23 protein-coding genes, 1 pseudogene and 1 other annotated feature are annotated in these 25,643 nt (G+C 38.4%); of the genes and pseudogenes, 4 read left to right on the forward strand and 20 right to left on the reverse strand.

The annotated features are described in order from the left end of the window. Positions 1-28: 28 nt before the first annotated feature. Positions 29-445 carry a cysteine metabolism transcriptional regulator CymR gene (cymR, locus tag DJ93_RS07685; RefSeq protein WP_042980040.1) on the reverse strand — a complete coding sequence of 139 codons (417 nt, stop codon included), beginning with the start codon at positions 443-445 and terminating at the stop codon, positions 29-31. A 294-nt stretch (positions 446-739) separates the two neighbouring features. On the opposite strand from cymR, the gene DJ93_RS07690 reads away from it, so the two are divergent. Together DJ93_RS07690 and DJ93_RS07695 are read left to right on the forward strand one after the other, a co-directional pair. Beyond that, positions 740-2,026, forward strand: coding sequence for a replication-associated recombination protein A (locus DJ93_RS07690; RefSeq protein ID WP_042980042.1), 1,287 nt, complete (start codon positions 740-742; stop codon positions 2,024-2,026). Positions 2,027-2,068: 42 nt separating this feature from the next. Beyond that, on the forward strand, positions 2,069-2,719 hold the full coding sequence (locus DJ93_RS07695; RefSeq protein ID WP_042980043.1) for an RsfA family transcriptional regulator: 651 nt from the start codon (positions 2,069-2,071) through the stop codon (positions 2,717-2,719). Positions 2,720-2,856: 137 nt separating this feature from the next. Here the strand turns inward: DJ93_RS07695 and DJ93_RS07700 are convergent, their stop codons facing one another. From DJ93_RS07700 to DJ93_RS07750, 12 genes and pseudogenes are all read right to left on the reverse strand, one after another. Continuing rightward, on the reverse strand, positions 2,857-3,624 hold the full coding sequence (locus DJ93_RS07700) for a tRNA threonylcarbamoyladenosine dehydratase (protein WP_042980046.1): 768 nt from the start codon (positions 3,622-3,624) through the stop codon (positions 2,857-2,859). 825 nt (positions 3,625-4,449) lie between these two features. Continuing rightward, a complete protein-coding gene (gene aspS / locus DJ93_RS07705; protein ID WP_042980048.1) occupies positions 4,450-6,225 on the reverse strand; it encodes an aspartate--tRNA ligase in 1,776 nt (591 codons plus the stop codon). Positions 6,226-6,237: 12 nt separating this feature from the next. After that, positions 6,238-7,509 (reverse strand): histidine--tRNA ligase, encoded by a 1,272-nt coding sequence (gene hisS, locus DJ93_RS07710; protein ID WP_042980049.1) that lies wholly within the window; start codon positions 7,507-7,509, stop codon positions 6,238-6,240. A gap of 69 nt (positions 7,510-7,578) precedes the next feature. Beyond that, positions 7,579-7,810, reverse strand: a binding site (T-box leader). A gap of 54 nt (positions 7,811-7,864) precedes the next feature. After that, positions 7,865-8,041 (reverse strand): hypothetical protein, encoded by a 177-nt coding sequence (locus DJ93_RS33145; RefSeq protein WP_001242605.1) that lies wholly within the window; start codon positions 8,039-8,041, stop codon positions 7,865-7,867. Between the two features lie 154 nt (positions 8,042-8,195). Beyond that, positions 8,196-8,351: pseudogene (locus tag DJ93_RS34995) on the reverse strand (YrdB family protein); the annotation flags it as partial. 97 nt (positions 8,352-8,448) lie between these two features. Next, the gene (locus DJ93_RS07720; RefSeq protein WP_042980050.1) at positions 8,449-8,892 is read right to left on the reverse strand and encodes a D-tyrosyl-tRNA(Tyr) deacylase; all 444 of its coding nucleotides are present in this window, start codon (positions 8,890-8,892) and stop codon (positions 8,449-8,451) included. 17 nt (positions 8,893-8,909) lie between these two features. Then, complete coding sequence (gene relA / locus DJ93_RS07725; protein ID WP_042980051.1) at positions 8,910-11,096, reverse strand: GTP diphosphokinase; 2,187 nt, start codon at positions 11,094-11,096, stop codon at positions 8,910-8,912. Between the two features lie 211 nt (positions 11,097-11,307). Next, positions 11,308-11,820: an adenine phosphoribosyltransferase gene (locus DJ93_RS07730; protein ID WP_042980052.1), complete on the reverse strand. Its 513-nt coding sequence runs from the start codon at positions 11,818-11,820 to the stop codon at positions 11,308-11,310. 47 nt (positions 11,821-11,867) lie between these two features. Next, entirely contained in the window at positions 11,868-14,207 is a 2,340-nt protein-coding gene (gene recJ, locus DJ93_RS07735) for a single-stranded-DNA-specific exonuclease RecJ (RefSeq protein WP_042980053.1), read from the reverse strand. 102 nt (positions 14,208-14,309) lie between these two features. Next, positions 14,310-15,203 carry a cation diffusion facilitator family transporter gene (locus tag DJ93_RS07740; RefSeq protein ID WP_042980054.1) on the reverse strand — a complete coding sequence of 298 codons (894 nt, stop codon included), beginning with the start codon at positions 15,201-15,203 and terminating at the stop codon, positions 14,310-14,312. A gap of 187 nt (positions 15,204-15,390) precedes the next feature. After that, the gene (secDF, locus tag DJ93_RS07745) at positions 15,391-17,655 is read right to left on the reverse strand and encodes a protein translocase subunit SecDF (RefSeq protein WP_042980056.1); all 2,265 of its coding nucleotides are present in this window, start codon (positions 17,653-17,655) and stop codon (positions 15,391-15,393) included. A gap of 319 nt (positions 17,656-17,974) precedes the next feature. Continuing rightward, positions 17,975-18,259, reverse strand: a complete 285-nt coding sequence (locus DJ93_RS07750; RefSeq protein WP_042980057.1) for a post-transcriptional regulator — start codon at positions 18,257-18,259, stop codon at positions 17,975-17,977. 196 nt (positions 18,260-18,455) lie between these two features. Between DJ93_RS07750 and spoVB the strand changes: the two genes are divergently transcribed. Further along, the gene (gene spoVB, locus DJ93_RS07755; RefSeq protein WP_042980058.1) at positions 18,456-20,015 is read left to right on the forward strand and encodes a stage V sporulation protein B; all 1,560 of its coding nucleotides are present in this window, start codon (positions 18,456-18,458) and stop codon (positions 20,013-20,015) included. 27 nt (positions 20,016-20,042) lie between these two features. Here the strand turns inward: spoVB and DJ93_RS07760 are convergent, their stop codons facing one another. Then, a complete protein-coding gene (locus DJ93_RS07760; protein WP_042980059.1) occupies positions 20,043-20,699 on the reverse strand; it encodes a DUF421 domain-containing protein in 657 nt (218 codons plus the stop codon). A gap of 102 nt (positions 20,700-20,801) precedes the next feature. On the opposite strand from DJ93_RS07760, the gene DJ93_RS07765 reads away from it, so the two are divergent. Further along, entirely contained in the window at positions 20,802-21,185 is a 384-nt protein-coding gene (locus DJ93_RS07765; protein WP_042980060.1) for a TIGR04086 family membrane protein, read from the forward strand. A gap of 37 nt (positions 21,186-21,222) precedes the next feature. On the opposite strand, the gene yajC is transcribed toward DJ93_RS07765, so the two are convergent. Genes yajC through ruvA form a run of 6 tightly spaced genes read right to left on the reverse strand, consistent with a single transcriptional unit; the run spans position 21,223 to position 25,556 of the window. Next, positions 21,223-21,483 carry a preprotein translocase subunit YajC gene (gene yajC / locus DJ93_RS07770; protein ID WP_042980061.1) on the reverse strand — a complete coding sequence of 87 codons (261 nt, stop codon included), beginning with the start codon at positions 21,481-21,483 and terminating at the stop codon, positions 21,223-21,225. A 27-nt stretch (positions 21,484-21,510) separates the two neighbouring features. Further along, entirely contained in the window at positions 21,511-22,650 is a 1,140-nt protein-coding gene (gene tgt, locus DJ93_RS07775; protein ID WP_000125362.1) for a tRNA guanosine(34) transglycosylase Tgt, read from the reverse strand. 12 nt (positions 22,651-22,662) lie between these two features. Further along, positions 22,663-23,715, reverse strand: a complete 1,053-nt coding sequence (gene queA, locus DJ93_RS07780; protein WP_042980063.1) for a tRNA preQ1(34) S-adenosylmethionine ribosyltransferase-isomerase QueA — start codon at positions 23,713-23,715, stop codon at positions 22,663-22,665. Between the two features lie 19 nt (positions 23,716-23,734). Further along, positions 23,735-23,935, reverse strand: coding sequence for a DUF2905 domain-containing protein (locus DJ93_RS07785; RefSeq protein WP_000138162.1), 201 nt, complete (start codon positions 23,933-23,935; stop codon positions 23,735-23,737). Further along, positions 23,932-24,933, reverse strand: a complete 1,002-nt coding sequence (gene ruvB, locus DJ93_RS07790) for a Holliday junction branch migration DNA helicase RuvB (protein WP_025151209.1) — start codon at positions 24,931-24,933, stop codon at positions 23,932-23,934. Before ruvB ends, DJ93_RS07785 begins: the two co-directional genes overlap by 4 nt. A gap of 5 nt (positions 24,934-24,938) precedes the next feature. Continuing rightward, complete coding sequence (gene ruvA, locus DJ93_RS07795) at positions 24,939-25,556, reverse strand: Holliday junction DNA helicase RuvA (protein ID WP_042980065.1); 618 nt, start codon at positions 25,554-25,556, stop codon at positions 24,939-24,941. Positions 25,557-25,643: the final 87 nt, after the last annotated feature.

The following is a 25,643-nucleotide window of genomic DNA, read 5'->3' on the forward strand; positions in this document are numbered from 1 at the left end:
CCTTCTTTCCAAATCGTTTCACAAGGAATTAAATGTAAAACATATAACCCCCGTGATTTTCTTCTTCATAACGTACTAAATCTTCTAAAGTTGTACTATCTAATACTTCCTGCACCGCGTCACGAACACGCATCCACAATTGGCGTTGTGCTGGCTCTTCTTCATCTAGCATTTCTACAACACTAATTGGACCTTCTAATACGCGAATAACATCCCCAGCCGTAATATTAACTGGTTGATCAGATAGTACGTATCCACCGTATGCACCACGCGTACTTTTTACAAGACGAGCATTACGAAGTGGTGAAATTAATTGCTCTAAATAATGCTCCGATAAATCATGCGCCTGAGCAATTGATTTTAACGAAATCGGACCCTCACCAAATTTTTTTGCAAGATCGATCATAATTGTTAAGCCGTAGCGGCCTTTTGTTGAAATTTTCATCTATTTTGCACCTCTTTTCAAAATTTCACTTCTATTGGTTACACCTTTATTCGTCAAAGAACACAATTTAAAATCCTATGAAATTATAGCATAATATAGTATTATAAGAAATTTCAACTTGTGTATTCAAAATGATAACATAAAATCACATTGAAACACTCGGAAATTATTACAATTGAGAGAAAAATGAAAATATTCATTTTCATTTTGGACATAAAGCAGCATCCTATTTCAATTTTTATGAAAAAAAATGGTACGATAGAATGCGATTACATATTAAGGGAGACGGTCAAAATGAAACAACCACTCGCACATCGAATGCGTCCGACAAATATTAAAGAAATTATTGGACAACAGCATTTAGTTGGTGAAGGGAAAATTTTATGGCGAATGGTCCAAGCAAACCATTTTCAATCGATGATTTTATATGGCCCCCCAGGTACAGGAAAAACGTCAATTGCTAGTGCAATTGCTGGCAGTACAGGAACACCATTTCGCCTATTAAATGCTGTTACTCACAATAAAAAAGATATGGAAGTAGTCGTACAAGAAGCAAAGATGCATCGCCACCTTGTTTTAATTTTAGATGAAGTCCATCGTCTAGATAAAGCGAAACAAGACTTTCTATTACCACATTTAGAAAGCGGGCTCTTAACTTTAATTGGTGCAACAACAAGTAATCCATTCCATGCTATAAATTCTGCTATTCGAAGCCGTTGTCAAATCTTCGAACTGCACGCGCTAACAGAAAATGATATTTTAATTGGTTTAAAACGAGCACTTGAAGATAAAGAGAAGGGTCTTGGAGAATACGATGTAACTGTTACAAATGAAGCGTTACGTCACTTCGCAAATGCGTCAGGTGGAGATATGCGATCTGCTTATAACGCGCTTGAACTTGCCGTTTTATCTAGCTTTACAACAGACAACAAGGCCACGGAAATCACATTAGAAATCGCGGAAGAATGCTTACAAAAAAAGAGCTTCGTTCACGACAAAGGCGGAGATGCTCATTATGACGTATTATCAGCTTTTCAAAAATCAGTACGCGGAAGCGATGTAAATGCAGCTCTTCATTATTTAGCACGTCTTATCGAAGCAGGCGATCTCCAAAGCATCGGGAGAAGACTTCTCATTATGGCATATGAAGATATCGGCCTTGCTAGCCCGCAAGCTGGGCCACGTACACTGGCAGCGATTGAGTCAGCTGAACGCGTCGGCTTTCCTGAAGCCCGCATTCCACTTGCTAATGCTGTTATCGAACTTTGTCTCTCGCCGAAATCAAATTCAGCATATAAAGCACTTGATGCAGCCCTTCACGACTTACGAAACGGTCAAACAGGCGATGTACCAAGTCATTTAAAAGACAGTCACTATAGAGGTGCTGAATCACTAGGTAGAGGTATCGGATATTTATATCCACACGATTATCAAAACGGCTGGGTGCAGCAACAATACTTGCCTGACAAAATTAAAAACAAACAATATTATAAACCGAAAACGACAGGAAAATTTGAACAAGCACTCTCAAATGTTTATGAAAGATTACAAAGTTCGCATAAAACGAAACAAAAAGGGTAATATAAACGAAAACGACACGATAATGTGATGGAGGTTTCGTTTATGAAAACACGTCAAGATGCATGGACTAGAGAAGACGATCTCCTTTTAGCAGAAACCGTTTTACGACATATTCGCAGCGGCAGTACACAAATAAAGGCATTCGATGAAGTTGGCGACAAATTAAACCGCACTTCGGCAGCTTGTGGGTTCAGATGGAATGCCGAAGTAAGACAAAATTATGAGGATGCTGTACAACTTGCTAAAAAGCAAAGAAAAGAGCTAAAACGTTCTGAGGCTAGCGTCGGAAAAGAACAATTCATAAAGACGAAACAAAATAAACAAATCGTAATTGACGCTGAATTTTCAGAGGAGATTACATATAATAAAAACTCTTTTACAATGCAAGATGTCATCTTATTTTTACAAAACTTGGAGCAGAATAACCCTTCACTCGCAAAGTTGCAAACAGAAAATGAAGTATTACAGACGCAGCTTACTTCACTGCAAAAGACGAACAATGAACTCGAAACAAAATTAGCCGTACTAGCAAAAAAACAACAAGCAATCGAAGAAGATTACGCCATGCTTGTTAGAATCATGGATCGTGCTCGAAAGCTTGTTTCAGTAGAGGAACAGGAAGAACAAATTGCCCCTATTTTCAAAACAGATCCAAATGGGAATTTAGATATTATATATTCAGCAGAAAATTAACATACTCCCCACCTCACGCTACATAGTGGGGTGGGGAGTATGTTTTATTCTCTAAAACAAAATGGATATTTCTTTAACATCTTTTCACAAAAATAAAAAAGCGTATACTCCTCATGGAATATACGCTTTTTTATTTTTTATTCTTGCCCTACACGTTTCACTTCTACATTCTTTATACGTTCACGTACAACGTGACTTGCCATAATTAAGCCGGCCACAGATGGTACGAATGCATTTGAGGAAGGTGGTAATTTCGCTTTACGAATTTTCGCGTTTTCGTCTGGAACGATTTCTTTACGAACTTCTTCACGAATTACAATTGGGTTTTCGTCAGAGAAGACAACTTTTACACCTTTTTTAATACCCTCTTTACGAAGCTTCGTACGGATTACCTTCGCAATTGGATCTGTATGTGTTTTAGAAATATCCGCAATACGGAAACGAGTTGGGTCCATTTTGTTCGCTGCACCCATACTTGAGATAATTTTAATTTTACGACGTAAACATTGTTTAATTAGATGAATTTTGAATGTGATTGTATCAGATGCATCCACTACGAAATCTAAACCATGTTTAAAGAACTCTTCATATGTTTCGTCTGTGTAAAACATTTCTAGTCCAATTACTTCACAGTCTGGATTAATATCTGCAATACGCTCTTTCATTAATTCTACTTTTGAACGCCCTACAGTAGATATTAAAGCATGAATTTGACGGTTTACGTTTGTAATATCTACAACATCTTTATCAACTAATACGAGGCGTCCTACACCAGAACGTGCTAACGCTTCTGCTGCAAATGAGCCTACGCCGCCAATTCCTAGAATACCAACTGTACTATTTTTTAATATTTCAAGACCTTCTTTTCCGAAGGCTAATTCATTACGTGAAAATTGATGTAACATGCGGTCTACACTCCTATTACAAAAATGGTCTACCATGTATTCTAGCGTTTTTCCGACTATTTGTATAGAAAAAGTTATAGAATTCCCCAAAATACATATTTCCAAAACGAGATTGTAATCTAAATTGCTCTTTTTTAAATTCTCCTTCCAATTCACATTGAAAAAGGAGGGGATTCTAAGAACCGAGCAGATCGAGGCGCCGATGCCAGGAGGAGCACAGTGTAGAGGGACTACTCGAGCACCGCACTGGCAAAGCTAGCAACGAAATGCGACTGCTAGCTGAACCGGACTTTTTTAACCTCCTCTTCCAATGCAAGTTTAAAAAGGAGGATTTAGAGAACCGAACAAATCGAGGCGCCGATGCCAGGAGGAGCACAGTGTAGAGGGACTACTCGAGCACCGCACTGGCAAGGCAACGATGAGATGTGACAGTTATCTGAACCGGACTTTTTTAACCTCCTCTTCCAATGCAAGTTTAAAAAGGAGGATTTAGAGAACCGAACAAATCGAGGCGCCGATGCCAGGAGGAGCACAGTGTAGAGGGACTACTCGAGCACCGCACTGGCAAAGCTAGCAACGAAATGCGACTGCTAGCTGAACCGGACTTTTTTAACCTCCTCTTCCAATGCAAGTTTAAAAAGGAGGATTTAGAGAACCGAACAAATCGAGGCGCCGATGCCAGGAGGAGCACAGTGTAGAGGGACTACTCGAGCACCGCACTGGCAAGGCAACGATGAGATGTGACAGTTATCTGAACCGGACTTTTTTAACCTCCTCTCAAAAAAAAGCCTAGATGGGGTTAGTATAACCATCTAGACTCTGTTCTTACTTCTCTTCTTTCACGTTCAACTGTAAGTATAACTCTTCAAGCTGAGCTCCTGAAACTGGGCTTGGAGCTTCTGTTAATAAGCAGCTCGCGCTTGCTGTTTTCGGGAATGCAATTGTATCACGTAGATTCGTACGTCCCGCAAGTAACATAACAAGACGGTCTAAACCTAATGCGATTCCACCATGTGGCGGTGTACCATATTCGAATGCTTCTAATAAGAATCCGAACTGCTCTTGAGCCTCTTCTTGTGAGAATCCAAGTGCTTTGAACATTTTTTCTTGTACATCGCGCTCGTAAATACGAAGTGATCCACCACCAAGCTCATAACCATTTAATACAAGGTCATACGCTTGCGCACGCGCTTTTTCTGGTGCTGTTTCTAATAGCTCAACATCTTCACGGAATGGCATTGTGAATGGATGGTGCGCTGCGAAGTAACGATCTGCATCTTCATCGTACTCCAGCAGCGGCCAGTCCGTTACCCATAGGAAGTTAAATTTACTTTCGTCAATTAACTCAAGTTCTTTACCTAGACGTAAACGAAGTGTACCTAAGCTATCTGCAACAACACTCTTCTTATCCGCTACAAATAATAATAAGTCGCCATCATTTGCTTCTAATGTACTCATTAGTACGTTTGCATCCTCTTCACCGAAGAATTTCGCAATCGGTCCTTTTAAGCCGTCTTCTTCAACTTTCAGCCAAGCTAGACCTTTTGCACCATATACTTTTACGAATTCAGTTAATGCATCGATGTCTTTACGAGAGTATTTGCTAGCAGCGCCTTTTGCATTAATTGCTTTTACTTGTCCGCCGCTTTCTACAGCACTTGTAAATACTTTAAAGCCACAACCTGCTGCAAATTCAGATAGATCCGTAAGTTCCATCGCAAAGCGTGTATCTGGCTTATCAGAACCAAAGCGAGCCATCGCATCAGCATATTTCATACGAGGGAATGGTGCGCTAACTTCTACACCTTTTGCATCCTTCATGACTTTCGTCATCATGCGCTCCATCATTTCTAAAATCTCATCTTGCGTTAAGAATGATGCCTCGATATCAATTTGTGTAAATTCTGGTTGACGATCTGCACGTAAATCTTCATCACGGAAACAACGTGCTACTTGATAGTAACGCTCAAATCCACCGACCATAAGAAGCTGTTTAAATAGCTGCGGAGATTGAGGTAATGCATAAAATTCACCTTCATGCACACGGCTCGGTACTAAATAGTCACGCGCTCCTTCTGGTGTGCTCTTCGTTAAAATTGGTGTTTCAACTTCTAAGAACTCTTCTGAATCTAGGAAGTTACGAATTGTTTTCGTTACGTCGTGACGCATTTTAAATGTGTTGTACATAACAGGACGACGTAAATCTAAATAACGATATTTCAAGCGAACATCTTCTGATGCATCTGTATCATCAGCAATAATGATCGGCGTCGTTTTCGCTGCGTTTAATACGTTTACTTTCGTTGCTTGTACTTCAATACGTCCAGTTGCCATATTTTCATTGATTGCACCTTCACCGCGCTCAACAACTGTCCCTTCTACATGTAATACGTATTCGCTACGAATTGTTTCTGCTACTTCTAATGCTTCTTTTGATGTTTCTGGGTTAAACACGACTTGTACGATACCTGTACGGTCACGTAAATCAATGAAAATTAGTCCACCTAGGTCACGGCGCTTTTGTACCCAACCTTTTAATTGAACTGTTTGTCCAACTGCTTCTACTGTTACTTTTCCACATGCATGTGTTCTTTCAGCCACTATGAGTTCCCCCTATATTAATTTCTCTGCTACATAAGAAGCAAATACATCTAATGCCACTTCTTCTTGTCCACCTGTTGCCATATCTTTTAAGTTAATGATGCCTTTATCTAGCTCATCTTCCCCTAATACAGCTACATATTTCGCATTTAAACGATCCGCTGATTTAAATTGTGCTTTCATTTTGCGATCTAAATAATCTTTTTCAACTGATAATCCAGCTTTACGAAGATCAAATGCAACTTTTGCAGCATGGTCTTTCGCTTTTTCACCAAGTGCTACAACGTAACAATCGATACTATGTTCAATTGGCAGCTCAATATTTTCAGCTTTCAGTGCCATAATTAAGCGCTCAATACTCATCGCAAAACCGATACCTGGCATTTCTGGCCCACCAATTTCTTGTACAAGTCCGTTATAACGGCCACCACCACTTAATGTTGTGATCGCACCGAATCCTTCCGCTTCACTCATAATTTCAAAAACAGTATGTTGGTAGTAGTCTAAACCGCGTACTAAGTTTGGATCTTTTTCAAATGGAACATCCATCATCGTTAATAGCTCTTGTACTTTGTCATAGTACGCTGCTGAGTCCTCGTTTAAGTATTCTGTAATAGATGGTGCTGTACCCATTAATTCATGATTGCGGTCCTTCTTACAGTCTAAAATACGAAGAGGGTTCTTTTCTAAGCGAGATTGGCAATCAGAACAGAATTCCCCAATGCGCGGCTCAAAATGAGCAATTAACGCATCACGGTGTGCTTGACGGCTTGCTGCATCACCTAAACTGTTTAATACAACTTTAATATTTTTCAAGCCCATGCCGCGGTAAAACTCTACAGCAAGTGCGATTACTTCTGCATCGATTGCAGGGTCGTTACTACCGATTGCTTCAATACCGAATTGCACGAATTGACGATAGCGACCTGCTTGTGGTCTTTCGTAACGGAACATCTGACCGATATAGTATAATTTCGTCGGTTGCGTTGCATCACCGTACATTTTGTTTTCAACGTAAGAACGTACAACAGGCGCTGTACCTTCTGGACGCAATGTTAAACTACGCTCTCCACGATCTTGGAATGAGTACATTTCTTTTTGTACGATATCTGTCGTATCACCAACACCGCGTAAAAATAGCTCTGTGTGTTCAAAAATTGGTGTGCGAATTTCTTTATAATTGTAACGACGGCAAATTTCGCGCGCTTGCCCTTCGATATACTGCCATAACTCAACACTACCTGGAAGAATATCTTGCGTTCCGCGTGGGATTTGAATAGACATATTCAGTTCCTCCTCAAATTGTTTTAATCTTAATAAAAATAAAAAAACTCCCGTCTCTACTGATTATTCAGTAGGGACGAGAGTATTATACCCGTGGTGCCACCCTAATTGAAGCACGTATGCTTCCACTTTTTTAATAACGCTTAAATTTGCGTTCAACCTCTACTAAGCATATACGCCTTTCAAGTTGAAACCTACAGAGTGTCATTCAATCAGTCATCATGTAGAAATGTTTTCAGCCCAAGACATTTCTTCTCTTTCCATGTGTGTCTCATTTACTCTTCTCCATCAACGGTTATATTCATATGTAAATATAAAATTACTATACGTTTGTTAAGAGCGATTGTCAAGTGCCCTAAGAGCGTTCAATCTGCTTCTTCAAGCGCTTGACATCTTGAAGTGAAATTCCGAACTCAGAAGCAAGCTCCATCGAAGTATTATTTTGCTCTTTCGAAATGAAATCATGAAAATTCACGTTAAACAACTGGTTTGCACCATTTGTAACAGAGTGCCCTTTTTCATTCATACGCATACGTATATCCCTCGCAATCAATATGGATGTTATTACTTTTATTGTTCCATATTGATTGTCCAGTTATACTCACAAATGAATAACGTTTATTTCATCAACAGGTCTTTATTATCTTCTCAGACAAGACTATTCCCTACTAAGTCCTAAAACAAGATTACACTATACATAACATAAGAATCCAATTCATCACAACGACAATAGCCAATCCACTCACAAGCATATAATGTTTTAATTGATACAATACCACAACCCCTGATCCGAAAACGATCATTTCTAACAGAACATGTAGAGAGCCATGTCCTATCCATTCCTTGAGGTGGGAGTCTTCTGTCAGGAGATGATAAAGTAACAAAACCTACCACAAAGTATAAAAAAGAGAGGATTATATAATCCTCTCTTCTTCAACATCACGATTTACTTTCTACAATTAAGGTCACCGGACCATCATTAATTAAAGAAACGTCCATCATTGCTCCGAACTTTCCTGTTTCTACATGTAATCCCTGTTTACGAACTTCCTCATTAAAGAAGTCGTACAAGCGCTCTGCGTAGTCTGGTTTCGCAGCATCCATGAAGTTTGGGCGTCTTCCTTTACGGCAATCTCCGTATAATGTAAATTGCGAAATAGATAGAACTTGTCCCTTTACATCAAGTACAGAATGGTTCATCTTTTCGTTCTCATCTTCAAAAATACGTAAGTTTGCAATTTTTTCAGCAATGTAAGTTGCATCTTTTTCTGTATCTTCATGCGTAATGCCAACTAGTAATGTTAAACCGAACGGAATTTGTCCTACGATCTCACCATCTACTGTGACAGACGCTTCCTTTGATCGTTGCAAGACAACTCTCATCTTTTATACACTCCCTATTAATGCATCATGCGTCGTACTGCATAAATTTCTGGAACACGCTTAATGCGCTCCACTACTTTTTTCAAATGCTGTAAGTTATGAATAGAGATGGACATATTAATCGTCGCCATTTTGTTACGGTCACTTCTCCCCGAAACAGCTGAAATATATGTTTTCGTTTCCGTAACAGCTTGCAACACTTCATTTAACAAGCCACGACGATCATATCCTGAAATTTCAATATCAACGTTGTATTCAATTTCTTTTTCAGGACTACCTTCCCACTCTACTTCTAATAAACGTTCTACAGCCTCTTCTGTATGAACATTGACACAGTCGCGACGGTGAATCGATACACCGCGCCCCTTCGTAATATAACCAACGATGTCGTCACCTGGAACTGGGTTACAGCATTTTGATAAACGGATTAGCAAATTATCAGCACCGCTTACTTTCACACCAGAATCCCATTTTCGAATTTTCATTGGCTTACGAACTTCTTTAACTTCCACAATGTCTTGTTCTTCTTCACGCTGTTTACGGAATTTGTCCGTTAAACGAGTTACAATTTGTGCAGCTGTAATACCGTTATACCCAACTGCTGCAAACATATCTTCTTCATTTGCAAAATTGTATTTCTCAGCAACACGTTTTAAATTGTCAGGCGCTAATATTTCTTTCATCTCATACTCTAAGCCACGCACTTCTTTTTCAATAAGCTCACGGCCTTTTTCAATATTTTCATCACGGCGTTGTTTCTTGAAGAATTGGCGGATTTTATTTTTCGCATGAGAAGTTTGTGCAAGTTTCACCCAGTCTTGACTTGGACCATATGAATGTTTCGATGTTAAAATTTCAATGATATCACCCGTTTTTAATTTATAATCAAGTGTTACCATTTTTCCATTTACTTTTGCACCAATTGTTTTGTTTCCAATTTCCGAATGGACGCGATACGCAAAATCAATTGGGACAGAACCAAGTGGTAATTCCATTACATCGCCTTTTGGTGTAAAGACAAATACCATATCAGAGAACAAGTCAATTTTTAATGATTCCATAAACTCTTCCGCATTAGAAGCTTCATTTTGCCACTCTAATATTTGACGGAACCATGTTAGTTTCTTCTCTAATGTACCTGTTGTTTCCGCCGCTTTGCCTTCCTTATATGCCCAGTGTGCCGCAATCCCGAACTCTGCAATTTCATGCATTTCTTTCGTACGAATTTGTACTTCAAGCGGATCACCTTTCGGACCAATTACAGTCGTGTGAAGGGATTGATACAGGTTTGCTTTCGGCATTGCAATATAATCTTTAAAACGCCCCGGCATTGGTTTCCAGCACGTATGAATAATTCCGAGTACCGCATAGCAATCTTTAATACTATTCACAACGACACGCACAGCTAATAAATCATAAATTTCGTTAAACTGTTTATTTTGCAATGCCATTTTGCGATAAATACTATAAATATGTTTTGGTCTCCCTGAAATATCCGGTTGGATCGCAACTTCTTTTAATTTATCTCGAATGCCAGTCATTACTTCATCTAAGTATTCCTCACGCTCTGCACGTTTTCGCTTCATTAAATTAACGATGCGATAATATTGCTGCGGATTTAAATAGCGAAGTGATGTATCCTCTAGCTCCCATTTAATAGTATTAATTCCGAGTCTATGTGCTAAAGGTGCAAAGATTTCTAACGTTTCATTTGCAATGCGACGTTGCTTCTCTTGAGGCAAATGTTTCAGCGTACGCATGTTATGAAGACGATCAGCTAATTTAATTAAAATCACCCGAATATCTTGAGCCATTGCAATAAACATTTTGCGATGGTTCTCTGCTTGTTGTTGTTCGTGAGACTTGTACTTAATTTTCCCAAGCTTTGTCACACCATCGACAAGCATAGCAATTTCTTTATTAAATTCTCGTTCAATATCTTCTAGTGTAACTTCTGTATCTTCCACTACATCATGCAAGAAACCTGCTGATACTGTAGATGGATCCATGTGTAAATCAACTAAAATACCTGCAACTTGAATCGGATGAATAATATATGGTTCGCCCGATTTTCTATACTGTTCGCTATGTGCATCACGTGCATATTCATAGGCACGTGCTACTAGCTCAATATCATCGTCCGCTAAATATTGACTTGCTTTCTCGAGTACCTGTTCAGCTGTTAGTACTTGCTCATTTGCCATCGAATCACCTTTTATTGAAAATTGACTTTACCCTTGTCAGTAGAATAAATTTTATTCTACCATTATAACCTAATGATTGTGAATTGTGAAAAGGAAAAGATTTTACTGATATTTCACCATAATTTTTTCGTACAATTATACAAAAGTACCCGCTCCTCTCGAAGAGATTCACGGGTACTTTTTTATCACCGTAGTTTTACCTATATAATAATTAGTATTTTTCTAATACTAATACATCGTAACCATCTAACATTTTACGACCATCTAAGTAAGTAAGTTCTACTAAGAATGCAATTCCTGCTACAACTCCGCCAAGTTCTTCAACTAGCTTAATTGTCGCTTCAATTGTTCCACCTGTAGCTAATAGGTCATCCGTAATTAATACGCGTTGACCTGGCTTAATTGCATCTTTATGGATTGTTAAAACGTCTTTTCCATATTCTTTACCGTAGTCAACTGTAATAACTTCACGTGGTAATTTCCCTAATTTACGAACCGGTGCAAATCCTACTTCTAATGCATAAGAAACTGGGCAACCGATAATAAAACCACGTGCTTCAGGTCCTACTACAAGGTCGATGTTTCTTTCTTTTGCATACTCAACGATTGCATCTGTTGCTGCTTTGTATGCTTTACCGTCGTTCATTAAAGGTGTGATGTCTTTAAACACAATACCTTCTCTTGGATAATCCGGTACAATTGCGATATGTTGCTTGAAATCCATATTTCTGAATCCTCCTCAGATATAAAAGGTCTGTAAATACAAATCCTTTACCCTAACTGTTCTACTTCTTTATGATTACGAATCGTTTCAAACCATGTGTATAGTTGTTGATATGTGCTATAAACCAATTCTTTTTCTAATTGCAAATGGTTCATTTTCTCACGATATATGTTCGATTCAATTAAATCACGCTTTTTCATTTTATCTGCCATAAAAATGACACCGTCTTTTATTGTAACAAATTCTAACTCAAAAAACACCTGTGTCATGAAATTTACTGTATCTTTTGACCACCCTTTATGACGACATAGCTGTTCCCCATGTTGTCTTAAAGAAAATGGCGCTTTTTGATGCAAGAAAGAATAATACCATTTAAAGTGTTCCCTCGTTGGAACAGTACTAAATAAATGGTTATTTTCTTGGTAAAATAGCGTATAAATTCGAGCTGGGAATCCCGCCTTAAATAAATCACGTAATTCTTCTGTTCCTTTCGGTAAATCAAGTAAAACGATATATTGATTGTCTAAATGAGTTACCTGTGACGCATGCATAAGCTGTTCTTTATAGTCTTCTAAAGAAAACTTATTCAATACCTCTTCAGAAAAATACAGCATTATTATTTTTTCTTTCGGAAGCTCTGCTAAATTCGCCTCTACATTACGCATACTGCGCCAATCAAATAGCTGCCACGCCTCTACCGCAATATCTTGAACCATTAATTGCGGCTTTTTAAAGTTATTCCACTCATTAATTGATGCTTCACCTACAACAGAAACTTTCGCGACTGGAGAAATTTCTTTCGCGTAAGCACCGAAACCAAATCCAATTGTATCAAGTGTGGCTTGTCCATCACGAAGTGCCATTTTCAAATGAGATCCATCTGATCCGATTGCACGAATGCTTTCTAACTCTGCATCTCTAACTGCAATACGTGGTTTTGGATTTCCAACACCAAATGGTGCTAACTTTTGCATTTCTTCGATTGACGCAAGCGTTACATCTTCTACTTTACAAACGGCATCTACCGATGTAATCGGAATAAAGTCTTCCGGCGTTAAAATTGCATTTGCCTGTTCGTTTAAACGACGGCGCAGTTCATCCACATCATTCATATGAAGCGTCATTCCTGCCGCCATCGGGTGTCCGCCAAAATGAGGTAACAGTTCCCGACAATCTGATAAATTCGCAAATAAATCAAATCCTGCAATACTACGAGCTGATCCTTTTGCTGTTTGCTTATCAGGGTCAATACTTAACACAATTGTCGGGCGGTAAAAACGCTCTACCAATTTAGAAGCTACAATCCCGATGACTCCTGGGTTCCACCCTTCTTTCGCAAGCACCAACACTTTATTTTCTTCGGGTGGGAAATTATTTTCCACTTCAGAGATAGCTTCTTCTGTAATTTGCTTAACAATATCTTTTCGAAGCTTGTTAAGTTCATCTATTTCTTCAGCAAGCTCTTTCGCCTCTTCTGGATCTTCAGATAACAGAAGATGAACAGCTGGTGCTGCATCTTCTAAACGACCAACCGCATTAATACGTGGCGCAAGAGAGAAACCGATACTTTCTTCTGTAATTTCACTTTGTGAAACGTTTGCTACTTTAAAGAGTGCTTTTAAACCAATATTTTTTGTCATACGCATATGCTTAAGCCCACGCTGCACAAGCAATCTATTTTCACCATGAAGCGATACTAAATCGGCTACTGTACCGATTACTGCAATTTCTAATAAATGTTCCGGAACGCGTCCTAAAAGTGCATGTGCAACTTTAAATGCGACACCAACACCCGCTAAATAATGAAACGGATAAATACCGCCCTCTAATTTTGGGTGAATAATCGCTAGCGCCTCTGGCAATTCTGGCGGTGGCTCATGGTGATCTGTAATAATAAGATCCATTCCAAGTTCCTTCGCTACCTTCGCTTCATGTACAGCTGCAATACCTGTATCAACAGTAATAATTAATGAGAACCCTGCGCTATGTGCCCAGCGAAATGCCTCCTCATTTGGTCCATATCCTTCCGTAAAACGGTTCGGAATATAAAACTCAACATCTGCACCTAATTCTTGAAGGGCAAGGAATAAAACTGTCGTACTACTTACTCCGTCCGCATCATAATCGCCAAATATTAAAATTTGCTCACCATTTTGAATGGCTTTTTGTACACGTTCTACCGTTCTATCCATTCCTTCAAGTAAAAATGGATCGTGAAATTCTTGATTTTCTGTATTTAAAAAATCCACAATCTTATCTTCTGTATCTAAACCTCTACCGAGGAATAATGAAGTAACAAGAGGTGATAGTTGCAAATTCCTTGCCAGCTCACTCACTTGCTCATCATTATATGATTTTTCTTTCCAACGCGTTTTCGGTTGTAACACGAAATCACCCCTTAACCTGTTCATTATACTAGACAGATTAAGGGGTGACAATATGATACGAACTACGGTTTAACATCTCTATAATTAAATACCTAATTATGTTCAATTCGGAGAATACGGATTAATATGCACAAAAACATTTTGTACATTATCTTGTTTCATCAGTGCCTCTTTCACATGTTTTCCGATGCGGTGACCTTCTTCTACAGTAATATAGGGGTCCACAGACACTTTAATATCAACAATGACATAATGGCCATGTTCTCTCGCGTATAAGGATCCAATTTTTTTCACACCTTCTACTTGAAGAACCGCTTCTCTAAGCGGGACAACATCTTCTTCATGAAGAACATGATCGAGCGTCGTATGAATGGCATCTCCGCCAATGCTCCATGCCATTTTCACAACAAGGAGGGAAACAAATAACCCTGCAACAGGGTCCGCATACACAAGCCATTCTAAGCCTAGCTTTCCCCCAAGAATAGCTGCACAAATCCCGATTAAAGCTGCAATTGAAGAAAACACATCTGAACGATGCTCATATGCATTTGCAATAATTGCATCACTATTCACCCGTTTTCCTAATCGATATTTATACTGAAACATTCCCTCTTTTACCACAATAGAAAGAATAACGGCAAAAATCGTAATTCCCTTTGGTGGTTCAAGCTCTTGGGAAAAAGCCTTTATAGACGAAATTGCAATCTCCACTCCAACAATGAATAACAACACAGCAACGATAATCGCTGAAATCGATTCCGCTTTTCCGTGACCATACGGATGATCTTCGTCAGGTGGTTGCTTTGCTGCACGCAATCCAAAAAGCACAGCTAACGACCCGATTACATCCGATCCAGAATGAACCGCATCCGCTAAAAGTGCCTTACTGTTTCCAATGTAGCCGATTACTGCTTTCACGATCGCCAATACGATATTGCCAATGATTCCAACAATCGCACCAAACTCGGCCTGTTTAAAACGTTCATCTTTTTCCATAATTGAAATCCCTTCTTTTCTCAACCTATCCCTTTATTGTAGCAAAAAAAAGCAATAGAATCACCACTTCCTTCCAATTCCTTCATGATTCATTTTTCGTAAAAGTTGCTATTTTATTGTATCCACAAACGAAAAAAGAGATGCCCCTTAAAGAGGCATCATCTTTTTATATGTTCCATTCTAATTGTTACACTTGCGGTTCAGATACTTCATTTTCTACTTTTTTCTTCCCTTTACCCTTTTTCAAACGGCGGTTTTCAAGCATTAACCAAAGTTGAGAAGCAACGAAGATTGAAGAATACGTACCTACAACTAATCCAATAAGTAATGCAAGTGAGAAGTTTCGCAGTGATTCACTACCGAAAATAAGTAGCGCAATTACTGGGAACAACACTGTTAAAACGGTATTAATTGAACGACCAATTGTTTGACGAATACTTGAGTTTACGATTTCTTCTAAATCTTTTATATCGCGAACTCGTTTTTTCTGTTTATATAGCTCACGGTTTCTATCAAACGTAACGATTGAGTCATTGATAGAATAACCGATAATCGTTAATACAGCCGCGATAAACGTTAAGTCTACCTCTATTTGGAAAATACTAAACATAACAATCATAACAAATGCATCATGTAATAATGCGATTACTGCAGATACTGCGTACGTAAAGCGGAAACGAATACTTACGTATAAAACGATAACTGCAGAAGCAATTAATACTGCGATAAATGCATTTCGTGCAATTTCTTTCCCGATTGTTGGTGAAACTGTACTTACGTTTGGATCTGTACCGTATTTATCATGGAAGAATGTTTTTGTTTTCGCAATTTCATCTTTCGATAAAACACCTAATGTACGAACTGCGAAACCTTTATTGTCATCTCCAGTCGGTACAATATTTTCTTCCTTCACATCAATTTTCAATTCTTTCAAATCTTTATGAACATCAGACACAGTAACTGCTTGTTTTGATTGCAAGTCGATACGTGTACCACTTGCAAAGTCAATACCAAGGTTCATTTTGAAAATCGGTAATATAATTGCCCCAGCAATTACAACTACAATTGAGAACAAGAAGAATTTATGACCGATATTTACGAAGTTAATACGATCAAATCTCGTTGGTGGATGTACTATACCTTTTGTTAATGGAATAATATCCTTTTGTTTCACACCAAAATATCCTGGTTTTTTATCGAAGTAACGGCTCTTTACAAGTAAACTTAGTAAGAAACGAGTACCGAATACGTTCGTAATGAAACCAACTAAAATACTTACGATTAAACTTGTTGCGAAACCTTTTACAGAGCTATTACCGTAAGCGAATAATACACCAGCTGCTGCAATTGTTGTAATGTTCGCATCTAAAATTGTCGCTAATGAACGATGGTTACCAGCACGAAATGCTGACATCATTGACTTACCAATTTTCAGCTCTTCCTTCAATCTCTCGTACGTAATGATATTCGCATCTACTGCGATACCAACCCCGAGCACTAATGCCGCAATACCTGGTAACGTCAGAACTGCATGCATCCAGTTAAAGACAAGTAATGTAACGAAAATGTATAGACCTAACATAATAACCGCTACAAGTCCTGGTAAACGGTAGAATACAAGCATAAATAAGAAGATAATAGCAATACCGATTGCACTAGCGAAAATCGTTTGCTCTAATGCTTGTTGACCAAATTTTGCTCCAACAGATGTTGAATACATTTCTTTTAAATCAACAGGAAGTGCCCCTGCATTTAATAAAGATGAAAGTTGTTTCGCACTTTCAACTGTGAAGTTTCCACCTACGATAGATACTTCAGCTTGGTTAAATACTTGGTTTACTGTTGCTGCTGATAAAAACTTCGGATTCGGTTTTGCAGATTCTGCTTTATACGAATCTTTTCCCTCTTCAAAATCAAGCCAAATTACCATTAAATTCGTTGGTGGTGGCATTTTTGAAATTTTCTCAGTTACTTCACGGAATTTTTCAGCGCTTTTTAACTTAAGTCCCACACTTGGACGACCTTGGTCATCGAATGTTTGCTTCGCCCCGCCACCTTTTAAATCCGTTCCATCCATAAGAAGATTATCATTCACATCACGGAATGTTAATTTCGCTTGTGTTGATAAAATTTCACGTGCTTTTTGCTGATCTTTTACACCAGCGAGCTGTACACGAATTCGATCTTTTCCTTCGATTTGAATGTTCGGTTCACTTACACCGAGAACATTGACACGATTTTCAAGAGCACCTACTGTACTTACTAATGCATCATGATCGATTTTATCACCCTTTTTGGCTGGTTTTACTTCATACAGAATTTCAAAACCACCGCGAAGGTCTAGTCCTAGACTAATTCCTTTTGCTATGTCTTTTCCTGTCGCCCCAATCATCCCACCGATTAATAAAACGATAAGGAAAAAGGCGACAATTCTCGTACTACGCTTTGCCATATGTACCCTCTTTCTGCTACTAACACTTTAAACAAATCAATCGATTTACTTACTATAGACAAATTTCACACCTATACAATTGCCTAGTTAGTAGACTTCCTTTCTGTAAATTCCAGTGTTTTTTTACTAGCTCACTACTAGCCATATAGGTAAACTTTCAGCTTTGTACTCTAGCCATACAAACACACCCTATATTCGAATTACAAATTATTTCCCTCTCTCATTACCTCCTTTACGTAAAATCTCTGACATCATTAACTCCTCTTTATCAATACCTATCATTATACTGCAAAAGGATGAACAAACCAATTACAGTCAGTTATTTATTTTCATATTCTTCAAATGACCAAAGCGGCTCTTGATACGCTTCAACAGTTAAATACGTCATATACTCATTAGCTGTTACTGTTAGCACATCGTTCACTAGTTCATACAATCTAACATTAGGATCTACTTTTTTCCACTTTTTATTTTTTAAAAACTTCCAAATATCATTAACTGTCACTCGGTCATAACCAAACATTTGAAATTCTTCTACTTTACTTTCTAAAACGACTTGTAACTGTCCGCGGTAAGCTTCTACCAAATCCTCTTTTTCTAACATACTTAACATCTCCTTCTTATTTCAGCACGAAAAGTCGCTTTTTATCCCGCTCTAACGGACAGCAATAACCACCTTCAAGAGCTTTATTGATCAACTTGTATACCGCACTCTCTTAAATGCTTGTCATTCTTGTCTCATACGTGCATATAAATTATTGTAAATCATTCCATTGATTTTGAGAAGGTAGGAGAAGACCATGACGAGACAAAGCTTTTTACGAGGTGCATTTATTTTAATGCTAGCCGGCTTTATCACAAAAATTCTTGGGTTTATTAATCGCATTGTAATGGCACGTATTTTAGGAGAAGAAGGCGTTGGCCTTTATATGATGGCTGTCCCCACCTTCATTCTAGCAATTACATTAACACAAATTGGACTTCCTGTTGCTATCGCAAAATTTGTAGCAGAAGCAGAAGCGGTAAATGATAAACAAAAGGTTAAAAAAATATTAACAGTATCTTTAGCAGTCACATCCGTTATTAGTATTATTTTAACAATCGCTATTATGCTACTCACACCGATTTTAGCTAAAACATTATTAACTGATGAAAGAACATATTATCCATTAATGGCCATTTTACCTGTCGTTCCGGTTATTGCAGTTTCATCCGTTTTGCGTGGTTATTTCCAAGGAAAACAAAATATGAAACCAAGCGCATATGCCCAAGTGCTCGAACAAGTTGTCCGCATTACAATTATCGCCGTATGCATTCAGTTATTTTTACCTTACGGCGTAGAATACGCGGCAGCAGGCGCTATGCTATCTGCTGTTCTTGGCGAAGTTGCATCCTTACTATTTTTACTTACTTTATTCCAACGTGAAAAACATCTCTCCATACGGACTGGTTTTCTAAGCACTGTAAAAGAGAGCAAAAAAACATTTTATTCTCTTATGGACATCGCACTCCCAACTACAGGAAGCCGTTTAATCGGTTCCGTCTCTTATTTTTTTGAACCTATCGTCGTTATGCAAAGCTTAGCAATCGCTGGTGTCGCCGCTTCAGTGGCAACTCAGCAATACGGTATACTAAACGGCTATGCATTTCCACTCTTATCACTACCAGCCTTTATTACATATGCTCTTTCTACAGCGCTTGTGCCATCAATTAGTGAGGCGATGGCAAAACGGCAGCATCGATTAGTTGAACATCGATTACAACAAGCACTCCGGATATCGTTAATTACTGGCGGGTGGTCGGTCGTTATTCTGTATGTATTTGCTTCACCTATTTTAACTCTCATGTACGGTTCAGATAGCGCAACTGCCTTTATCCAACTCCTTGCTCCTTGTTTTTTATTTCATTATTTCCAAAGTCCACTTACATCTGTGTTGCAAGCTTTAAACTTAGCGCGTGCTGCAATGATGAATACATTTATTGGGGCTATTGTTAAACTAATTGTTATTTTCGTGCTTGCTTCACGTCCAGAGTTTCAAATGATGGGGGTCGCTCTTGCTATTGCAGCAAATATAGTCACTGTAACATTCCTTCACTACGCTACTGTATTAAAGAAAATTACATTTACCATTTATGCGAAAGATTACATTTTCGGAGGTATTACAATCGGTATTGCAGGTGCTTTCGGTTTCTATCTTCACAAATACATTATTTTTTCTCACTCACTCGGTACGCAGACATTATGGGAAATTATATTAACAACTACACTTTACATTATCCTTCTTCTTCTATTCAGACTAATTCGGAAAGAAGAACTACGCCGTCTTCCTATTATTCGTAGACTTTCATTTTTGAAGTAAGGAGGCTTGCCACTTAAAGACAAGCCTCTATTTTTCTTTCAAATCAACAAAAAACTGGCCATTTTGAAAGCTACAATATAATATTCTCTTCACATCGTTATAACCTAAGTTCTTCAATTTCTCAACGAGCCATTCACCTGTATGCTCAATCATCTCTAAATGACTGTGCTGAATTTCTCCGTCTATAATTAAAGGGAGCGAAAACAACAGTGTATCATTTTTACTCTTCTTACTTTTTTGTTTTTGAAAGACAGATAATTTTCCAGACGGTTCTAAAATCGCGTATTCGACATCACGTACATCTCCAACGCCTTGTTCTCTTAATTGCATTAATAAATCATCTATATTATATCGTTGTCCTCTCATCTTCTTTTCATCAATTTTCCCCGCATTTACAATAATCGCCGGTTCCCCTTCTATTAAATGACGAACGCTCTGAAACTTTAAAGAAATAACTGATAAAATAATTTGTATGCCCATAAGAAATATCATAGGAACTAATTGATGCCAAAGTGATTTATCTGTATTTTCAATTGCAACTACAGCCATTTCACCAAGCATAATAAAAACAACTAAGTCTAATACACTTAGTTCTCCAATTTCTCGTTTACCCATAAAGCGAAAAATAACTAAAATCACGACATACAAAAGCATTGTCCGCCCAATTATTGATACCCATTCCATTTCTACATCTCCTTTTTTATTTATAGGCTCCCCTACAGAAAAGAAACTAGTCTAACTTATCCAAAATGAAAATATGCTTGTATTAAAAAGGGGGAATGCATAATGGATGGAACGAAGAAACTATCTAGGGGTATCGGATTTGGTATTATCACTGTATTCATTCTCGCATCTATTACAAGTATGATTATGGCTCTTTTATTAAAATTTACAAATATTAATGAAGGGACCTTGGCGGTTACCATTTTCATACTCGCTCTTTTATCTATGCTTATGTCTGGATTTATTGCTGGTAAAAAAGCACAAGGTAAAGGCTGGTTAGTTGGATTCACAACAGGACTTACCTTCACTATTCTCGTATTTCTTGTTAACTATTTAGGATTCTCACAACCTTTATCAAATTCACAATTATTTTATCAACTAGCATTAATGGGAGCCAGTACACTCGGCGGTATTTTCGGTGTAAATATGTCAAAACAACCACATTAAAAAAAGGCCCTGCATGTTTCATGCAGGGCCTTCATCATTAGTTTTTCACAACTTCACGAATCGCATTACGATCGAATGTTAAGTGTGAACCACCAGATTTAATAACGATTGTAGTGTCATCTACTGATTCGATTGTACCGTGTAAACCACCAATTGTTACGACAGCATCACCTTTTTTGATTTCACTTTGCATTTGAGCTACTGCTTTTTGACGTTTTTGCTGTGGGCGAATTAATAAGAAATAGAAAATCGCAAACATCGCAACGATCATAACAATATTCATCATACCTGGATTCATTTTTTGTTCCTCCTTTTAAATTATGTATTAGAAGTTTTTAGCATTCGGTTTATTAAAGCCATACTGTTCAAAGAACTCTTCGCGGAAATCGCCAAGACGGTCTTCACGAATAGCTTGTCTCACCTGCTCCATTAAGTTTAACAGAAAATGAAGATTGTGATAAGACGTTAAACGAATTCCGAACGTTTCATCACATTTCATTAAGTGACGAATGTACGCACGAGAGTAATTTTTACATGTGTAGCAATCACAATTTGGATCAAGTGGACCGAAGTCTCTTGCGAATTTCGCATTTTTCACGACTAAGCGTCCTTCACTTGTCATACATGTACCATTTCGAGCAATACGAGTTGGAAGTACACAGTCAAACATGTCGATACCGCGAATTGCACCATCAATTAATGAGTCAGGAGAACCTACTCCCATTAAGTAACGTGGCTTATTATCTGGAAGAAGTGGTGTTGTAAACTCAAGAACACGATTCATAATATCTTTCGGTTCACCAACAGATAGACCACCTACAGCATAGCCAGGGAAATCCATTGAGACAAGATCTTTCGCACTTTGACGACGAAGTTCTTCAAACTCTCCGCCCTGTACAATACCGAATAAGCCTTGATCCTGCGGACGTTCATGCGCTTTTAAGCAGCGCTCTGCCCAGCGGCTCGTACGCTCTACAGATTTTTTCATATATTCAAAAGTAGCCGGGAACGGTGGGCACTCATCAAATGCCATCATGATATCTGAACCTAATGCATTTTGGATTTCCATCGCTTTTTCTGGTGATAAAAATAATTTATCTCCATTTAAATGATTACGGAAATGAACACCCTCTTCTTCAATACGACGGAAGTCACTTAAGCTAAATACTTGGAAACCACCAGAATCCGTTAAAATCGCACGGTCCCAGTTCATAAATTTATGCAAGCCGCCTGCTTCACGAATAATTTCATGACCTGGGCGTAGCCATAAATGATACGTATTACTCAAAATAATGCCAGAGTCCATCGCTTTTAGCTCTTCTGGTGACATCGTTTTAACTGTCGCAAGTGTACCAACTGGCATGAACGTTGGTGTATCAAATGATCCGTGCGGCGTATGCACACGACCTAAACGGGCACCCGTTTGTTTACATGTTTTAATAAATTCATAACGAATTGCTGTCATAATTTACTCCTTTTATTTGTTTCTCATTTTAGCATGAGATGCAACGAACATTGCATCACCGAAGCTAAAGAAACGGTATTTTTCTTTTACTGCTTCATTATAAGCATGCAGTACACTCTCTCTATTTGCAAATGCACTTACAAGCATAATTAATGTTGATTTTGGCAAGTGGAAGTTTGTAATTAAACCATCAATTGCTTTAAATTCATACCCTGGGTACATAAAGATGTCTGTCCAGCCAGAAGCCGCGCAAAGTTTACCATCGTAATCTGTCGCGATTGTTTCTAGCGTACGAGTTGATGTCGTACCAACTGTAATAATACGTCCACCGTTTTCTTTCACACGATTTAGTAAATCTGCCGTTTCCTCTGACATATGATAATACTCTGCATGCATATGATGTTCCTCAATTGTGTCAGCAGAAACTGGTCTAAATGTTCCAAGACCTACATGCAATGTAATAAATGCTAATTGAACACCTTTTCGTTTCAATTTCTCTAATAACTCTTCCGTAAAGTGAAGACCTGCTGTCGGTGCAGCCGCTGAACCGATTTCCTTCGCATATACCGTTTGATAACGATCGCGATCTTCTAACGTCTCTTTAATATACGGAGGAAGTGGCATTTCTCCAAGTTCATCTAAAATTTCATAAAAGATGCCATCATATGAAAACTCAAGTTGACGTCCACCTTGATCAGCTGTTCCAATGCAAGTTGCCTTTAGCTTTCCTTCGCCAAAAGAAATGACAGTTCCTTCTTTTACACGTTTCGCTGGCTTTACAAGTGTTTCCCACTTATCGCCATCCTCTTGTTTTAAAAGAAGTACTTCGATGTGTGCACCTGTGTCTTCTTTCACACCGTGCAGGCGAGCAGGCATAACTTTCGTTTCATTTAAGACTAAACAATCGCCTTCATGTAAGTAAGAAAGAATGTCCGCAAAATGCTTATGCTCAATATCACCTGTTTCACGGTCTAACACCATTAATCTTGATGTTTCACGCTCTTCAAGCGGCGTTTGTGCAATGAGCTCTTCTGGTAAATGAAAATCAAACAGATTAATATCCATAACTATATCCACCTATTTCTTATTTGAATCGATTTATTATATACATAATAAAAGATAATACAATACTTAACACAATACATGTAATGATAGGAAAATAAAAGGTAACGTTTCCTTTTTTCACAAAAATATCGCCTGGAAGTCTTCCGATAAACTTCCAAGCTAACCCAACAACAATGAGCAAAATACCCGCTGTAATAAGCAGCTTTGGCATTTCCGTCATACTTTTGGCATCTCCATTCCGAAATGTTCATACGCAAGCGGTGTTACAATTCTTCCCCTTGGCGTTCGTTGTAAAAAGCCAATTTGTAATAAATATGGTTCATACACATCTTCGATCGTATGAGATTCTTCACCAATTGTTGCCGAAACCGTTTCTAATCCAACAGGGCCACCACGGAACTTTTCAATAATACCAAGAAGTAACTTATGATCGATATGATCAAGCCCTAATTTATCTACTTGCAATAGTTCTAATGCCATTTGGGTAATTTCCATCGCAATCGTTCCATCACTGCGAACTTGCGCGAAGTCACGCACACGTCTTAATAGACGGTTTGCAATACGCGGTGTTCCGCGGGCACGTCTTGCAATTTCTAATGCTGCTAATGAATCTATTTCAACTTCAAACACTTCTGCTGTACGTTCCACAATCGCAGAAAGCTGATCTACTGTATAATACTCTAATCGCGATAGTACACCGAAACGGTCACGAAGCGGTGCTGATAACGCACCTGCACGCGTCGTTGCCCCAACTAGCGTAAATGGAGGCAAATCTAACCGTACCGAACGAGCTGACGGACCTTTACCAATGACAATATCAAGACAAAAGTCTTCCATCGCTGGATATAACACTTCTTCAATTGATCTATGCAAACGATGAATTTCATCAATAAACAATACATCACCAGGCTGAAGCGCTGTTAAGACCGCCGCTAAATCTCCAGGTCTTTCAATGGCTGGACCTGATGTTGTTCGAATATTAACGCCCATTTCATTGGCAATAATATTCGCTAACGTCGTTTTACCCAGTCCCGGTGGTCCATATAAAAGTACGTGATCTAATGTTTCTTCACGCATTTTTGCCGCCTCAATAAACACCTCTAAATTATGCTTCGCCTTATCTTGGCCAATATACTGACGGAGTGTCTGTGGCCGTAACGAATATTCTAAGTCTGCATCTTCATATACAGATTCCCCTGAAAGGAGACGTTCGTCCATTATACTCACCTCTTACCATTTAGTAAAAGACTAAGTGCCTTTTTAATATATTGATCCGTCGTAAGTGATTCCTTTAATAATTCTGGTACAACGCGAGAAACTTCTCGTTCTGCGTATCCAAGTGCTCTTAATGCTTCAAGCGCTTCATCAAGCTCAGCTGATGAACCTTTTTTCTCATCAAAACGCTCTTCATCTGAGAATAAATCAACAAATGCATCTGGTACAACGTCTGCTAATTTCCCTTTTAAATCCAAAATCATTTGGCGTGCCGTTTTCTTTCCGACACCCGGGAATTTCACTAAGAATTTCTCATCTTCATGTTCAATCGCTTGAACCACTTGTCCTGTTTGACCAGAAGCTAAAATTGCAAGTGCACCTTTTGGTCCAATACCTGATACACCTAAAAGTTTTGTAAATAATAAACGCTCTTCACGTGTCTTAAATCCGTAAAGCGCCATAATATCTTCTCTCACATAATGATATGTATATACACGAATTTCTTGCTTACTTCTTTGGAATACATACGGATTTGGTGTGAAAATTTGATAACCAATTCCATTATGATCAAGAACGACATATTCTGGCCCTACATACTCCACGTAACCTGTAACATATTCAAACAAAATACGATCTCTCCCTCTCAAATCATGTATTCCATTTTAACATACTTAATGATAGAAAAGCGAGACTACCCCAACAAATGTTCTCTA

The organism is Bacillus clarus, assembly GCF_000746925.1.
GTDB lineage: Bacteria > Bacillota > Bacilli > Bacillales > Bacillaceae_G > Bacillus_A > Bacillus_A clarus.

Coding starts and splice junctions, on each gene's coding strand:
- cymR (WP_042980040.1), bottom strand. CDS start 445: ATGAAAATTTCAACAAAAGGCCGCTACGGCTTAACAATTATGATCGAT.
- DJ93_RS07690 (WP_042980042.1), top strand. CDS start 740: ATGAAACAACCACTCGCACATCGAATGCGTCCGACAAATATTAAAGAA.
- DJ93_RS07695 (WP_042980043.1), top strand. CDS start 2,069: ATGAAAACACGTCAAGATGCATGGACTAGAGAAGACGATCTCCTTTTA.
- DJ93_RS07700 (WP_042980046.1), bottom strand. CDS start 3,624: ATGTTACATCAATTTTCACGTAATGAATTAGCCTTCGGAAAAGAAGGT.
- hisS (WP_042980049.1), bottom strand. CDS start 7,509: ATGTCTATTCAAATCCCACGCGGAACGCAAGATATTCTTCCAGGTAGT.
- DJ93_RS33145 (WP_001242605.1), bottom strand. CDS start 8,041: ATGCGTATGAATGAAAAAGGGCACTCTGTTACAAATGGTGCAAACCAG.
- DJ93_RS07720 (WP_042980050.1), bottom strand. CDS start 8,892: ATGAGAGTTGTCTTGCAACGATCAAAGGAAGCGTCTGTCACAGTAGAT.
- relA (WP_042980051.1), bottom strand. CDS start 11,096: ATGGCAAATGAGCAAGTACTAACAGCTGAACAGGTACTCGAGAAAGCA.
- DJ93_RS07730 (WP_042980052.1), bottom strand. CDS start 11,820: ATGGATTTCAAGCAACATATCGCAATTGTACCGGATTATCCAAGAGAA.
- DJ93_RS07740 (WP_042980054.1), bottom strand. CDS start 15,203: ATGGAAAAAGATGAACGTTTTAAACAGGCCGAGTTTGGTGCGATTGTT.
- secDF (WP_042980056.1), bottom strand. CDS start 17,655: ATGGCAAAGCGTAGTACGAGAATTGTCGCCTTTTTCCTTATCGTTTTA.
- DJ93_RS07750 (WP_042980057.1), bottom strand. CDS start 18,259: ATGTTAGAAAAAGAGGATTTGGTAGAAGCTTACCGCGGACAGTTACAA.
- spoVB (WP_042980058.1), top strand. CDS start 18,456: ATGACGAGACAAAGCTTTTTACGAGGTGCATTTATTTTAATGCTAGCC.
- DJ93_RS07760 (WP_042980059.1), bottom strand. CDS start 20,699: ATGGAATGGGTATCAATAATTGGGCGGACAATGCTTTTGTATGTCGTG.
- DJ93_RS07765 (WP_042980060.1), top strand. CDS start 20,802: ATGGATGGAACGAAGAAACTATCTAGGGGTATCGGATTTGGTATTATC.
- yajC (WP_042980061.1), bottom strand. CDS start 21,483: ATGAATCCAGGTATGATGAATATTGTTATGATCGTTGCGATGTTTGCG.
- tgt (WP_000125362.1), bottom strand. CDS start 22,650: ATGACAGCAATTCGTTATGAATTTATTAAAACATGTAAACAAACGGGT.
- queA (WP_042980063.1), bottom strand. CDS start 23,715: ATGGATATTAATCTGTTTGATTTTCATTTACCAGAAGAGCTCATTGCA.
- DJ93_RS07785 (WP_000138162.1), bottom strand. CDS start 23,935: ATGACGGAAATGCCAAAGCTGCTTATTACAGCGGGTATTTTGCTCATT.
- ruvB (WP_025151209.1), bottom strand. CDS start 24,933: ATGGACGAACGTCTCCTTTCAGGGGAATCTGTATATGAAGATGCAGAC.